Below are 14,060 nucleotides of genomic sequence, written 5' to 3'. Positions count from 1 at the left end.
GATGCAGGGCAAGGTGCTGGGCGTTGTCGGGTCGAGCGCCGGCGGGATTGAGGAACTGCGTACAGGGCTCGTGGTCCCGGCGCTCGAACGGGGCTGGACGGTTGCGGTCACGCTCACACCGACCGCAGGTCAGTGGCTCCGCGCGAGCGGGGAGACGGCGCAGCTCGAGGGGCTGACCGGCCTTCCCGTGCGGTCCGAATCACGCCTGCCGGGTGACTCCCGGCCGCATCCGCCGGTGGACTGCTACGTCGTGGCCCCGGCAAGTGCCAACACCGTCGCCAAGCTCGCCCTGGGGATCTCAGACAACCAGGCGTTGACACAGGTCAACGAAGCCATCGGAACACTGGACCTCCCGGTAGTCGTCTGGCCCCGCGTGAACGCCGCGCACGCTCGCCACCCCGCATGGGAAGGGCACATCCAAGCCCTTGACGATTCAAGGGTGCGGTTGATCTACGGAGACGAGGTATGGCCGCTCGCCGAGCCGCGGGCTGGGATGCCGGGGCGCCGGTACCCGTGGGAAGCCGTACTAGACGTGGCCGGCAGAGCAGTCTCCTGACATTCCATCAACAAAGCCCGGAAACAAGAAGAATTGGACCCGGACAGTCTGTCCGGGCTCTTCGTCCTGACCGGCGCCAGTCTGAGGGCATCACCGACTAACGGAGGGACCGGATGCCCGATCAGGGATTGAGCGCGGCGCTCCCCGGCGCAACGACCTGGGGCGACTCATCCAAGAGCGACCCGAACGCACGCACAGATGCGATGGGTGGCAATGACTACTCATCTCGACGCTCGTCTGATGCCGCCCCAACACCGTCGGGCACGGAGCGCATCGCCGTGAGCGCCACAAGAAGCACCATGACGCCAACCAGCCGCACCCGGCTCTGCAGCCTCTGCCGATGCCGCCTGAGTCGGTACAACAGGGAAGATATCTGTTCCGGCTGCGCTCGCAGTGGGACAGCCGTACAGCCTGCGCGCCCCGTTCCACCCCAGGTATGGGCTCGCCAGGACGTCAGAGACGCCCTGTTACACAAGGACTTCGGCAGGCTGTGCCAACTCGTGCGAGAGTACGGCCACCTCCGTCAGGAGGACATGGCCCTCCTCACGGGGCTGAGCCAGGCTTTTCTGTCGATGCTGGAATCTGGGCAGCGACGCCTCACTAACATCGACAGGATCATCGTGCTCCTGGACGGCTTGAACGCACCCGTCGACATCACGGGGCCGATGCTCCGCCCCGTAGCTACCGCTCCAGGCCCACCTCTGCGGACAGTCTCCTGATGTTCCACTTCAGCTCGTGATCTTGTCGTCAGACTGCGGTGGCGAGTAATCGCATCTGCCGCAACGAACTGGGACTTGGCCTGGTCGGTATCGAGTCACCCGATCAGTGGTAATCCCCTAAAAGGTCGGCTGCCGAACTGCTGGATCTCTTGTTCCTCGGTCCTCCTGATCCTCGGGAATGGCACCGTTGGCACGTCTCTGGGGTCCCGTCGGACGGGCTGAGGTGCGCAGGTCAGCGCGCGAAGAGGGAGAATTTCTCCGTGATCGTCTCGCGGTTCGCGTCTTGTGCCAGCAGCCCATGGAGTAGGAGGCGTGCTTGGTAGGGGCCAAGATTGCCAGCTGGGATGAGCCCACGGCTGATCAGATCCTTCTCGGATCCAGGAAAGCTGTACGTCCTGGTCAGGACAGGGCCATTCCCGATGCGTGATGAGAGGACCACGGGGACCCGCGCGGCGAGCCGTTCCAGGCTCTCGACGAGTCGCTGAGGAACGTGGCCGACACCGAAAGCAGCGACGACGAGCCCATCACATCGGCCGTCCCATGCCGCGAGCAGCTCCCCATCGTCGCCGAGGCTGACCGTATACAGGCCCACGCGCACCTCACGGCTTCGCGGCCGTGTCAAGGGGCCATAGCGGTGGGGTAGCGCAGCTGTCAGCCGTACCTGGTCTTCGGCGATCCGGCCGATGGGCCCTGCGCCGGGTGACGTGAGGGCGGAGGGGCTGGTGGTGTGGGACTTGCGGACGTGGCGTGCCGCGTGGATCTCGTCGTTCAGGACGACCAGGGCACCGGCGCCACGCAGCTGCGGGTCGGATGCGGCGAGGACGGCCGCGTACAGGTTGGCGGGTCCGTCGGGACCGGCCATGGTGGGGTTGCGCATGGCGCCGGTGACGATGATCGGCTGCTCGTGGCCGTGATGAAGGTCAAGAAAGAACGCGGTCTCCTCGATGGTGTCGGTCCCCTGCGTGATCACGACGCCGTCGACGTCGCCGCCGGCGAGGGTCTTGTCGACCGCCGCGCCAAGTTCGGTGAGGTCGTCGAAGGTCAGCGAGGCACCGGGCACGCGGCGGAAGTCGTGCACGCGCAGATCGATTCCGTGGCCATCCAGGCCGGGCACGGCCGCGAGGAGGTCGTGGGCGGAGAGGGCCGGGACGACGCCGCCGGTCGCCGGATCGGTGGTCATGGCGATGGTGCCGCCGAGAGAGTAGACGGCCACCGTTCTTGTTGCGCCCATCGTCGCCCCCAAGTTCTGACCAATCTCAGCCAGGATGAATCTCGCCCCTCAGAGATCGCTCAATGCAGGCTATCGGGTCCTCTCGACGACGTCAGCCGCACACTGAACTGCCGTGAAACGACAAACCGTTGATTGCGCCCGGTCTTTCGGCCGCTACGGAGTCAGCCTGTTCGGGCCGCGGAACAGGAACGTGGCCTCGCGGATCGAGTCAAGCCCGAGCAACACCATCAGCACTCGACTCAGCCCCAGGCCCAGGCCACCGTGGGGCGGGCAGCCGTACCGGAAGACGTTGAGGTAGTCCTGCATCGGTTCATGCCTCAGGCCCTTCTCCGCAGCCTGCTTCACGAGCACGTCGTAGCGGTGCTCACGCTGTGCGCCGGTCGTGACCTCCAGTCCCTGCCACAGCAGGTCGAAGCTGAGCGTCACAGCCGGGTTGTCCGTCGGCCGCATGTGGTAGAAGGGCCGGACACTTGTCGGGTAGTGGGTGATGAACACCCATTCATGGCCGGTGTGCTCCCTGAGATGCGCGCCGATGCCGCGCTCGCCCTCGGGGTCCAGGTCCTCCTTCGCGCCCTGCGGGTCCCAGCCCTTCGCCCGCAGGATCTCTTGAGCCTCAGTCATCGTGATCCGCGGGAACGGCGTTGTCGGCACTGTCACCTTGACGCCGAGCGTCTCCCGGATCGCTTGCCCGTGCGCGTCGGCTACCTGGGCGATGGCGTGCGCGAGCATCCGCTCCTCGAACGCCATGACATCCTCGACCCCGTCGATCCACGCCAGCTCCACGTCCACGCCGGTGAACTCGGTGGCGTGCCGAGAGGTGAACGACGGCTCGGCGCGGAAGACCGGTCCGATCTCGAAGACCCTGTCGACGCCGGCCGCGATCGCCATCTGCTTGAAGAACTGTGGCGACTGCGCCAAGTAGGCGGAGCGGCCGAAGTAGCCGAGCTCGAACACCTCGGCCCCGGACTCCGAGGCGGTGCCCATCAGCTTCGGCGTGTGCATCTCGGTGCAGCCCTGCCCGTAGGCGTACTCGCGCATCCCCTGCTCGAGCGTGGTCTGCACGGCGAACAGCAGCTGCGCGGCCGGGCGGCGCCGTACGTCCAGGAACCGCCAGTCCAGGCGGTGTTCAAGGCCGGTGCCCTCGTCGATCGGCAGCGGTGTCTCTGCCCGGTTCAGGACGTCGACCCGCTCCGGGATGATCTCCAGGCCGTGGAGCTTCACGATCGGGTTGTCGGCGACGCGGCCGGTGATCCGCACCGCGGACTCCGGGTTGAGCTGCTGTAGGGCGGCCTCGATCTCGTCGCCTGCGCCGCCTCGCTGGTGAGTGACCTGCATCAGGCCGGTGTGGTCGCGTACGACGACGAACTGCACTTTGCTCAGCAGGCGGAGTGTGTGTACCCAGCCCGACACAGACACGGTGCGGCCGACGTGCTCGCGCAGGTCGGATACCAGTACACGATTGGTCGTGTGGATCATCGCAGCCCTCCAGGGCGTCATGGTGATCCCTTGGGGGCGCGGGCGAGAAGGGGACTCGCGGTTCCACCGCACCTTCACCGCCACTCGACGGCGGCGGCCTCTTTCGTGGCCGGTTACGGGGCCAGTCGGCGGGGCATTGGGCCGGCGGGCCGTTCCTCCCCGCACTCGGGAGGGTCTTCACCACGGGGCACGAGGCTGCCTTCCCAGCTGCTGGCAGCTCTCTCGGCTCGCGTGATCCCGGGCTACTCGTCTCCGTCATCGCGTTGCCACGGAGGATAGCGAGGCAGGACCCCTTGGGACAGCGAGATTTCTGCTCAGGCCGTGATCTTGCTAGGGAAGGTGGATCGATAAGGGATCGCGTGAGCCGATTGCCCGCTGGCATGCTGCGCTCATGGATCAAGCTGAAGTACTGCTCATCGGCGGGCGAGCCGGTGTCGGCAAGACGACGGTGGGGTGGGAGGTTTCGGCGCTGCTGCGCGCCGCGGCGGTCTCTCACGCGGTCATCGAGGGGGACTTCATGGGGCAGGTGCATCCAGCACCAGCAGGGGACCCACACCGCACGGAGATCACCGAGAGCAACCTGACCGCCGTATGGGCGAACTTCGCCCACCGCGGCTACCGGCGTCTGATCTACACGAACACCGTGAGCGTGCTGCCCGAGGCGACAGGCATGTTCGAGTGCGCCATGGGGGCCGAGGTGCGGATCATACGAGTCCTGCTCACCGCCTCCGATGCCACCGCCCGCGAGCGGCTTCTGGGGCGGGAACTCGGCTCGGAGCTGGAGAAAGAGCTGGAAGGGAGCGTCCGCAAGGCGCAGCTCCTAGACCTGCGGGCCGCCGCAGATACCGTGCGGGTGGTGACGGACGGACGACCTGTCGTGGACATCGCGCGGGAGGTTGTGGCCGCCACCGGTTGGAACAAGCCTCATCCCGCCCGCAGTTCGTGATCGTGCCAGTCGGCCGGTTCGGGAAGGGGGCGACCATCGGTGATCATCAGAGTGAGGGACAGAGGATCAGGCGGTGGCCGCAGCGACCAGGACGCTCCCCGTCTCGACGCAGCCCTACGGGGCTCAGTGAGGCATGGAACGGCACTCGTCCACGCGACAACTGCGTGGCGCCGGAGAATGCGGTTCCCTCATCCTGACGACATGCCCCTCATCATCACCCCCCGCCTCCGGTACGACTCCACGGCGGTACGCCCACGCTGGCAGGACCTCCCCCACGACGTTCGCCAACTCATCGCACACCGTCTCGGGGGCGAGGTACAGGCCGGGCCCAGCAGCGGGAGCGGATTCACCAGCGGCTTCGCCGCAGTACTCCGTGGCACGTCCGGAGCTCAGTTCATCAAAGCGGTCAACAGCACGGACAATGCGGTGGTCGCCGACTGCTACCGCCGTGAAGCGTTAATCAACCAGGCGCTCCCTGCACCGATTCCGGCACCACGCTTGCAGTGGATTGAGGAGCACGACGGATGGGTCGTCCTGGGCATCGATGCTGTCGACGGCGGTCGCTTGCCGGCCACGCCATGGAGACCTGACGAGCTCACGGCCGCCCTCGACGCCTACACGATCACTGCGGAAGCACTCGCCAGCCCACCCTCACGACTCCAGCACATCGGCCTCAAGCCAGTGGGTGCAGATGGGGACTTCGCTGACTGGCGCAACCTCGCCGGTGGCGCGACGCCCACAAACGTCCTCCCCTCCTGGATGCCACTCGACCTCTTGGACGTGCTGGCCGGAGTGGAGAGCGGATGGCGGGAGGCCGTCGCAGGAAATGCCGTCCTTCACCACGACCTGCGCCAGGACAACGTGCTGATCGACACATACGGCGCCGCGTGGATCTGCGACTGGAACTGGCCATGCCTGGGGGCGAGCTGGTTCGATCTGGCGCTGCTCCTGGCCACCGCCTACGCCGACGGCCACGATGCCACGTCCCTCTTCATCCAGCACCCCACTGCCCGGGGAGTCGCCGACGAACAACTTGATGCGGCGCTGGCCGCGCTCTCGGGTTTCTTCCTGACTTCCGGCGGACAGCCCCCCGCAGAGTGGTCCCCGCACATTCGTCAGCACCAGACGTGGTGTGGGGAGGTCACCCTGCGGTGGCTGGCCGATCGGCGTGACTGGGCAGTCTGACCCGCGGCGCGTCCGTTCGGTGCTCGACGCGCAGCCCGCTCAGCGTCAGGCCGGCACCGGTGCTGCCAGGACACCGCTCGGGATCCACTTCCGCAGGACGTCCGGGACCGCCACGGTGCCGTCGGCCTGCTGGTGCTGTTCCAGCAGCGCGGGCACCAGACGGCTGGTGGCCAGGCCCGAGGCGTTCAGCGTGTGCACGTACGCCGACTTGCCCTGCCGGGGCCGGTAGCGGATGTTGCCGCGCCTTGCCTGGTAGTCGCGGGCATTCGACACCGAGCTGACCTCGACGTACCCGCCGACGCTCGGCAGCCACACCTCGACGTCGTAGGTCCTGGCCATCGCCGCGCTCGTGTCCTCGGCCGCGAGCCGTGTGATCCGATAGTGCAGATCCAACTCATGTACCAATGCCTCGGCCCTACCAAGGAGTTCTTCATGCGCGGCGTCCGAAGCGTTGGGGTGGGTGAACTGGAATAGTTCGACCTTGTTGAACTGGTGTCCGCGCAGGGTCCCCCGCTCGGCCGTGCGGTAGCCGCCTGCCTCCTTGCGGTAGCACGGCGTGTAGGCGACGTACCGCTTCGGCAACTCCGTCTCGGACAGTGTCTCGTCGCGGTGCAGGTTGACCAGTGCCGTCTCCGCAGTCGGCAGTAGGAACCGTGCCGGGCCTTGCTCGCCCTCCTCCAGGGCGAAGACCTCGTCGGCGAACTTCGGGAACTGGCCCGCCGTGTACCCGGCTGCGAAGGTCAGCACGTGCGGCGGCAGCATGAACTCGTAGCCATCCCGCAGGTGGGCCTCGACGAAGTAGTTCAATAGCGCCCACTCGAGGAGCGCGCCGTTTCCCCGGTAGAGCCAGAAGCCGCTGCCTCCGAGCTTCGTTCCCCGTTCGTAGTCGACCAGGCCAAGGTGCCGAGCGAGATCCACGTGATCCTTCGGCGCGAAGCCAAACTCCGGACGCCGGCCGACTTCGCGGACGACCTCGTTGTTCTCCTTGCCTCCAGCCGGCACCTCCGCGTCGGGCAGGTTCGGCAACGGATCAAGGAAAGCTCGACGCGCTTGTTCCAGTTCGGCCAGCTTCGTCTCGGCGGCGGTCAGATTGTCGCCGACGGCCGTCGCCTCCGAGCGCAGGTCTGCCGCGTCCTCGCCGGCCCGCTGCAGCTTCGCGATCTCGCCCGAGATCCTCTTCCGCTCCCCGCGGAGGCGCTCTACCTCCGTTCGCGTATGCCGGTGATCGTCGTCCAGACGCAGAAACCCATCGAGGTCGACGTGGACGGCCCGCTTTGCCAGTGCCTGCTGGACGTGGGCCGGATTGTCGCGGATCAAGGTGACATCGATCATCGTGCCGGTGCTCCGTTCGATCAGTCGTTGTGACGTGATCCCTTGGGAGCGCGGGCGAGAAGGGGCAACTCGCGGTGCCACCGCGCCTTCACCACCACAGAGTGGTGGCCTCGTTCACGACCCGGTCACGGGGGTCATCCGGCGGGGCATTGGGCCTCCGCTGAGGCCGTTCCTCCCCGCACTCGGGAGGGGATTCGCGGCAGGGCGCGAGGCTGCCTTCCCAGCTACCGGCAGTTCTCTCGGCTCGCGTGGACCCGGGCTACTTGTCTCCGTCATCGCGTTGGTGAAGAGGTTAGGACGAGAGCTCTCGCAGCAACACTGAATATTTCCGAGACGTCCCACACGGTTGGGCCCGCTCAGCGGGCGCACCCTGAGTGAGAGGTACGAGCAGGGCTGGAAGCCGACCTGATCAAGGTGGGATCCGTTCAGTGGTGGGGACGGCGCGCACCGGCCAGGTGGAAACCGCGAAGCAGCGATGAGACCCGTTCGCTCGTTAGGCCGCGGGCGTGCCAACAGCGGTCTGCAAGGGGCGATGGCGGCCGGGCGGGAGCAGATCAGGCCGCTTGATGCTCGATTCGCACAGGTGTACAGGTTATTGGCACGGGTTCCTCTTTAGCAGCATCAGCATGTGAGACGGTCACGGCTGCGGTGCCCTCTGAGGGAGTGGGGATTGCCAGTTCGAACCATGTTTTCTTCCCTGCCGTACAGGGATGTGAGCCCCACTCGGTTGCCAATGCGGCAACGAGGAAGAGGCCCCGCCCGTGTTCGTCCATCGCCTCGGCATGGGACGGCCGTACCAAGGTGGGGTCAACGTCGGTGACTTCCACGCGCAGCCGCTCTCCGGTCCACTGCACGGACACCACACACGCGGCCTGTGTGTGCGTGACAGAGTTCGCCACTATTTCTCCGGTGAGCAACTGCAAGTCGTTGGTCAGCACCTCATCCAGGACCAGCCCGAGTCGCTGCGCACGGTGGACAACGCGGTGTCGTGCGGCTGGCACGGCCTCGACCGACGGCGGGACAGTGAACGCGTAGGGCGAATCTCCGAACGGGCGGGGCATGGCTGTGACCTCTCGCAGGGCAGGAGCTATGGCGTCAGCGCGATCTCCCACAAGTGAATGGATCGCTCGCCGACTTCACTGGGCGCGTCCACAAGTGACCCAACGAAACCGTCAGCAGCCCAGCAGATGGCGGACGACCACCATGGACCACAGGCAGCCTGGCGCCCTATCGCTGGGGTGATATCACCGCCGCAATGGCATTCGAGTCTGAGCCAGCCATTCACTCAGGGCCCAGTGTTGAACGCTTCGCCCACTCGTCGATCGACTGGTTTTTCCTGTGTAACAGGGGCACCGCTGCGCCGTCGATGGCGTCGGCGGCCCGCCTGTCATGTGAGGGCTCCGAGATGCGAGCGTCGACCTTCCGTGGGGCATCCGTCGGTTTGTCTTCCGACGCCTGGGCGGCGTAGCGGACGCCGGGCCGAGTGTCGGATGTCGGACGCGGGTTCACCAGCCGCTTCGCCGCTGTGCTCCGCGGCGGAGACGGGCCTCTCCAGGGCAAAGCCGGGCGGATTCGCCCTCGGCAGACGAGAAAGAGCCCCAAGGGACTGGAACCTGCTCCGAGATCATGTCAACGTACAACGTCCCGGAAAACACCAGGTCAGCGAGGGGTTCGGGCTTACGGGTCGACTTGCAGGCAGGTCGGCCACGACGGAAGCCGATCCCCATGCTGCTCGGCCTCCTCGTAGAGGCCCCGCCCCAGGGAGGACACCTGCCGAATGCCGCTCTCCGATCGGCCCGCTTCACTGCCCCCGTCTCCTTGGCGCTCAGCGCCATGAACGCGTGGACCGCCAAGGAGACGGGGAACTACGGAGCCCTGTCCACGGCGCTGTGTTTCTGTGTGTGCGTGGCCGGGCTTCGGTGAGGATCTGCTGCAGCGCGGATACTGCGGTGACAGCGCGGTCCTCGCGTACATTGCAGTGCACCCCGGGGCCGCAACTCGTCACCTCGCCCGCGCCGTTGGAACCTCCGAGCGCGTCGTGGCCTGGAACCTTGACCGCCTCACCGACGACGGGCTGCTGGCACTCGTCACCGACGGTGCGACCCCCGCGCTCCGGTCCTACCGGCTGGCCGCTTGACCGAGGCCGAAACGGGGGCGAGGGGCACGCTCTCGTCGTGCAGGGCGATATATAGCAGACGATCCCCGGTTACCGAAACCGGGGTTTTTCCGGACAGTTAGTGGGGTCCTCACCGGCTGCTTGGCGGTGGATTCGGTGCGGACGTGATTCTGCCCCTGCCCGCCATGCTGGCGGCGATAGTCCGGAGGTCGTCACGCATGTGCGACAAACTGTATTCCGTCCCGAGTGTCGCTGAAATGCTCGACGTCAGCCGGCGATCCGTTTACCGATACATCGAGGCCGGTGAGCTGACGGTTGTTGATATGCGCACCGGAGCCGAAAGGTCCCGTGTCCGGATTCTCGGACGCGAGGTAGAGGCCCTGATCAAGCGTCGTATGGCCCTATCAAAAACCGCCCGGTCTGCTTTCTAGGTTCGGTCCCGAGGTATTTTTGTCACTCTTGCAATCGATGGAAAGGTGCAATGCCCTACCTGCGCAAGCTGCCTTCTGGTAAATGGCAGGCTACGGTTCGAAATCGTGCCGGCGAGCGAATCACGGAAACGTTTCCCCTGAAAACACAGGCACGTGCGTGGGGGGTGCAACTCGAAGAGCAGCTTGCTCGCAGTACGGTCCGCGATCCACGTGCCGGGAAGATTAGATTCCATGAGTGGCACGATCGGTGGTGGGCGGCACGTGTCGTCGAGCCGAAAACCTTGAGGGGTGACGCTTCCACGATCCGCACGCACGTTATGCCCCACTGGGGCGAATGGGAACTGCGGGAGATGGCGCGCATGGACGTGCAGGCTTGGGTTCGCAAGCTGATCGTTGACGGCAAGGGTGCCTCAGCTATCCGGCGTGCCTACAACTTGCTGTCCACGATGATGCGTGACGCGGTGGACGAGGACCTGATCGCGGTCACGCCATGTCGGCGTATCGAACTTCCCCAGGAGGCCGTCAAGCCTCCTCAGTGGTTCACGCAGTCCCAGGCTCAGGCGATCCTCGATAGGCTGCCGCCACCCTGGCACATAATGGCCCTATTGGGATTTTATACCGGCCTGCGTTGGGGCGAGCTCTCCGGCTTGCATGGACATCGAATTGACTGGCTCCGATCGCGACTATTCGTCGTCGAGGTCAACGCGGCATCGAAGATAAAGGAATACCCGAAGAGCTCCAAGAGCCGACGCGAAGTGCCATTGCCAGATCACGTGCTTGAAGCCGTTTCCAGACATATGCACGGACGTGATCGTGACGGGGTGGTTTTCACCACCGTTACGAAAGGACGCGCCGGACGGCTGCTTAGTGACGGAAACTGGCGTCGGCAGACGTGGTGGCCTGCCGTCGACGGCGCGAAGTACGTAGACCGGGACGGGAAGCCGCAGCGGGTCCCGCACTACCCACCCCACACAATGCGCCATACGTGCGCCTCGTGGCTGGTGCAGCAGGGCGTTTCGCTGTACGAGGTCCAGCATCTCCTCGGTCATGAGAGCTATCACACGACTCAGCGATATGCCCACCTGGCTCCGGACTCCCATCAGGCTGTCTTGGGTGCATGGACGCGACTGGAATCCCAACTGGTTGTGCCGACTCCCAAGCGAGTCACGGGCGGAGGGACGGCGCCGGCTGTTGCGATAGCGAAGTGACTGCCCGGGATCCTCGGACGGAGGGGTCGAGGCATCGCTTGGGCGGAGGGGGAGCCGACGCGCACTCGGGTGAGGTGGATCGCGATGGATCCCCCCATGCGGCCGGCCGGGTCGCCTGCCGCAACTCTCCGCGTCCGTTCCCCTGCTCCTTCCTTATACCCCCTGCCCGGCGTCTGCCGGGCAGGGGGCTTCTGGCGTTTGCCCCGCGATTCCTACAGACTTTGGGGTGGGGAGTCTGCAATTCGCGCAGCCACCGGCGATGCGGTCTGCTGCCGAGTACGCTGGGGCCAGGGCCACACTCGGGGTCCCAGCGTCTCTGACGCACGTAAGTGACGGTGACGCACGTATGACGCACGACGCATTTAATGGGGCCTGGATTGGGCTGGAAAACCGCCTCTGACCTGCACGTTTTCTGGAGCGGGCCAGACTGCACATCTTCCCGATGACGCACCATGTGGAGTGCGTGGCGATCCTGGAGCCGGTGAAGTAGGGCCTCTGACCTGCGGGTTGGCGGCCGGTCTCCGGAGCCGGTCGGGCGTTGCTCAAGAGTGCCGAGCGTCTAGCGAGCAGCGTCGGCAGGCCGCTGCGCTCCTGCCGGAACGCGTGCGAACGGCTCGCCGCGCGGTACGTCGACCCAGCCCAGCGCCGGTGCCGGATCGGCCGCCCCCACCGGGTCGAGGGTCCGACGACGGGCGGGAGCGTATCTGGAACCCCCTCAGGCGTTGGCGGGAAAGCGGCTGGTCGTGGGCGGTGCGGGCGTCTTCCCGGGCAGCCACAGTTCCGCCCACACGGTCTTGCCGGGTCCCTCGGCGCGCGGTGCGACCGCCCAGCGCGACGCCAGCCCCGCCACGATGAGCAGACCCCGCCCCGACTCCTCGTCGCCGGGCGGTTCCTGCGCGGTGGGCGGCGGTACGCGTTCGGCGCGGGTGTCGGTGACCTCCACCCGCACGGTGTGCGGGCTGCCCCCGGTCTCGGTCACCCGCAGGTGGAAGTCCCGTCCGTTGACGTGCCCGTGCCGTACGGCGTTCGCCGTCAGCTCCGAAGTGATCAGCGTCAGCGTCTCGTTGACGTGCCCGGTGTACGGGTGGCCCCAGGAGTCCAGCCGGTGCGACACGAGCCGCCGCGCGAGGCGCGCTCCCCGCGCGGACGACGTGAACCGCATCGCGAACTCGCGGACCGGGCGCGGCGCGGCCCCCTGAGCGGGGGAAGTTTCGGTGTTCATGTGTCCACGCTGACCTGCCGGTTCTACCGTGACGAGATACGACGTGCACACAGACGGTCGCTGTACGTGGTGTGCCGGTGGGTGTAGGAGGCGTGGGGCGTGACGGCCGACGCGGTGTCCGCGTTGGCCGGGAGGGCGGTGAGGGACGTTGAGCGAACTTGCTGGAGCGGCCGAGGACGAGTCCGGGACGGAGGAGGGCGGCGGGGAGCGGGAGCCGGGGCCGGGCTCCGGCATCCTCCGTGTCTTCGGGCGCCAGTTGAAGAGGTTCCGGTTACGGGCGGGTCTGGAACGCGCCGAGTTCGGCTCGACGACGGGCTACTCGGTGTCGACCATCGCGGCGTACGAGCAGGGCCGCCGGGTGCCGCCCCCGAAGTTCATCGACCAGGCCGATGAGACGCTGGACGCGGGCGGGGTCCTCCAGGAGATGAAGGAGGAGGTCGCTCGGGCGCAGTATCCGGCGTTCTTCCGGGATGCGGCCAGGTTGGAGGGGGAGGCGGTTGAGCTTCACGTCTACGACACCCATCTGATCAACGGGCTGTTGCAGACGGAGGGATACGCGCGAGCTGTCTTCACCATGCGCCGCCCTCTGCTCAGCGACGAGATCATCGAGGAGCGGGTCGCTGCTCGCCTCGCCCGCCAGGACATTCTCGGCCGGTTGCCGCTGCCGACTCTCAGCTTCGTCATCGAGGAGTCCGTGCTGACCCGCCCCCTCGGCGGTGGCGACGTGATGCGAGGGCAGTTGGAGCAGCTCCTGTTGTGTGGCCAGCGTCGCAACGTCGAGGTTCAGGTCATGCCGAACAGGCGTGACGAGCATGCTGGGTTGGCAGGTCCGTTCACCTTGATCGAGACGCAGGATGGACGGAGGATCGCTTACGTGGAGGCTTACAAGCACAGTCGTCTCTACACCGAGCGGGGCACTGTCCGGGAACTGGAGGAGCAGTACGGCCTTCTCCGGGCGCAGGCCCTGACCCCGCGCGAGTCATTGACGCTCATCGAGAAACGGCTTGGAGAGACATGAACGTCGACGTTGACGAACCGGGTGCGTGGCGCAAGAGCAGCTACAGCAGCGGTGAGGGCGGCCAGTGCGTGGAGGTCGCCACACTGCCCCACGTCATCCATGTACGAGACTCCAAGGACATCAGCCGGACTGCCATCCCGGTCGCCGCAGTCGCATGGACGGCGTTTCTCGGGTTCGCGGTTCAGTAGCCGCCAGGTCTGCCCCTGGCGAGGTGCCAGGGGCAGACCTGTGTCCGGCGGCGCCAACTACGCCTTGACGGCTTCGTGGGTGGGTGGCGTCCAGCGTCCCGTCGCGATCTCCGTGTCCAGTCGGGACTGGAAGTGTGCGTGCGCGGCCCTCATCTCGGCCTCTCGGCCGGCCTTGTGGAACGGGGCCTGGTAGCCCTTCGGGGGCGGGGTACCCTCCGGGTCCTTCAGGTGGGCGAGGAGATCGCGGTAGTCCTGCTTGGTCCGGCCGTGGCCCCACGTGTTGAAATCGCCCGAACATGGATTCCGCCGGAGGGCTCCAGCGGAGTGTTGGCACCCCCCCCCCGGGGGGCCCGCGGGGGGGGGGGCACCCCCGGGCCCCGCCCCCGGCCCCGCGCGCGGCGGGCCCCCCCCCCGGCGGGGGGGGGGCCCCAC

General features: G+C 66.7%; 13 protein-coding genes and 1 pseudogene. 9 read left to right on the top strand and 5 right to left on the bottom strand.

What is annotated here, in order from left to right; all coding sequences use genetic code 11:
• Position 1: 1 nt before the first annotated feature.
• Positions 2-556, top strand: coding sequence for a flavoprotein (locus ACFYR0_RS14135; protein ID WP_389326337.1), 555 nt, complete (start codon positions 2-4; stop codon positions 554-556).
• Positions 557-669: 113 nt separating this feature from the next.
• The gene (locus ACFYR0_RS14130) at positions 670-1,275 is read left to right on the top strand and encodes a helix-turn-helix domain-containing protein (protein ID WP_389326334.1); all 606 of its coding nucleotides are present in this window, start codon (positions 670-672) and stop codon (positions 1,273-1,275) included.
• Between the two features lie 232 nt (positions 1,276-1,507).
• Here ACFYR0_RS14130 and ACFYR0_RS14125 read toward each other — a convergent pair whose 3' ends face one another.
• Together ACFYR0_RS14125 and aspS are read right to left on the bottom strand one after the other, a co-directional pair.
• A complete protein-coding gene (locus ACFYR0_RS14125; protein WP_389326331.1) occupies positions 1,508-2,506 on the bottom strand; it encodes an asparaginase in 999 nt (332 codons plus the stop codon).
• Positions 2,507-2,659: 153 nt separating this feature from the next.
• Positions 2,660-3,982 carry an aspartate--tRNA(Asn) ligase gene (aspS, locus tag ACFYR0_RS14120; protein ID WP_389326328.1) on the bottom strand — a complete coding sequence of 441 codons (1,323 nt, stop codon included), beginning with the start codon at positions 3,980-3,982 and terminating at the stop codon, positions 2,660-2,662.
• 391 nt (positions 3,983-4,373) lie between these two features.
• On the opposite strand from aspS, the gene ACFYR0_RS14115 reads away from it, so the two are divergent.
• Positions 4,374-4,928, top strand: a complete 555-nt coding sequence (locus tag ACFYR0_RS14115; protein ID WP_389326325.1) for an AAA family ATPase — start codon at positions 4,374-4,376, stop codon at positions 4,926-4,928.
• A 201-nt stretch (positions 4,929-5,129) separates the two neighbouring features.
• Complete coding sequence (locus ACFYR0_RS14110) at positions 5,130-6,113, top strand: hypothetical protein (protein ID WP_389326322.1); 984 nt, start codon at positions 5,130-5,132, stop codon at positions 6,111-6,113.
• A 45-nt stretch (positions 6,114-6,158) separates the two neighbouring features.
• On the opposite strand, the gene serS is transcribed toward ACFYR0_RS14110, so the two are convergent.
• Entirely contained in the window at positions 6,159-7,445 is a 1,287-nt protein-coding gene (gene serS, locus ACFYR0_RS14105; RefSeq protein ID WP_389326320.1) for a serine--tRNA ligase, read from the bottom strand.
• 554 nt (positions 7,446-7,999) lie between these two features.
• Positions 8,000-8,506, bottom strand: coding sequence for an ATP-binding protein (locus ACFYR0_RS14100; protein WP_389326317.1), 507 nt, complete (start codon positions 8,504-8,506; stop codon positions 8,000-8,002).
• Between the two features lie 836 nt (positions 8,507-9,342).
• On the opposite strand from ACFYR0_RS14100, the pseudogene ACFYR0_RS14095 reads away from it, so the two are divergent.
• From ACFYR0_RS14095 to ACFYR0_RS14085, 3 genes and pseudogenes are all read left to right on the top strand, one after another.
• Positions 9,343-9,468: pseudogene (locus ACFYR0_RS14095) on the top strand (MarR family transcriptional regulator); the annotation flags it as partial.
• A gap of 278 nt (positions 9,469-9,746) precedes the next feature.
• A complete protein-coding gene (locus ACFYR0_RS14090) occupies positions 9,747-9,992 on the top strand; it encodes a helix-turn-helix domain-containing protein (RefSeq protein ID WP_389327062.1) in 246 nt (81 codons plus the stop codon).
• A gap of 50 nt (positions 9,993-10,042) precedes the next feature.
• Positions 10,043-11,200 (top strand): tyrosine-type recombinase/integrase, encoded by a 1,158-nt coding sequence (locus tag ACFYR0_RS14085; protein WP_389326314.1) that lies wholly within the window; start codon positions 10,043-10,045, stop codon positions 11,198-11,200.
• 715 nt (positions 11,201-11,915) lie between these two features.
• Here the strand turns inward: ACFYR0_RS14085 and ACFYR0_RS14080 are convergent.
• On the bottom strand, positions 11,916-12,422 hold the full coding sequence (locus tag ACFYR0_RS14080; RefSeq protein WP_389326311.1) for an ATP-binding protein: 507 nt from the start codon (positions 12,420-12,422) through the stop codon (positions 11,916-11,918).
• A gap of 148 nt (positions 12,423-12,570) precedes the next feature.
• Here ACFYR0_RS14080 and ACFYR0_RS14075 point away from each other — a divergent pair, with 148 nt between their 5' ends.
• The gene (locus ACFYR0_RS14075; RefSeq protein ID WP_389326309.1) at positions 12,571-13,440 is read left to right on the top strand and encodes a helix-turn-helix domain-containing protein; all 870 of its coding nucleotides are present in this window, start codon (positions 12,571-12,573) and stop codon (positions 13,438-13,440) included.
• A complete protein-coding gene (locus tag ACFYR0_RS14070; RefSeq protein WP_389326306.1) occupies positions 13,437-13,628 on the top strand; it encodes a DUF397 domain-containing protein in 192 nt (63 codons plus the stop codon). The genes ACFYR0_RS14075 and ACFYR0_RS14070 overlap by 4 nt, the downstream gene beginning before the upstream one ends.
• Positions 13,629-14,060: the final 432 nt, after the last annotated feature.

This window comes from Streptomyces sp. NPDC005017, assembly GCF_042873115.1.
GTDB lineage: Bacteria > Actinomycetota > Actinomycetes > Streptomycetales > Streptomycetaceae > Streptomyces.
The sequence above is the reverse complement of the archived record's forward strand: the minus strand, read 5'-3'. Positions and strand labels throughout refer to the sequence as shown.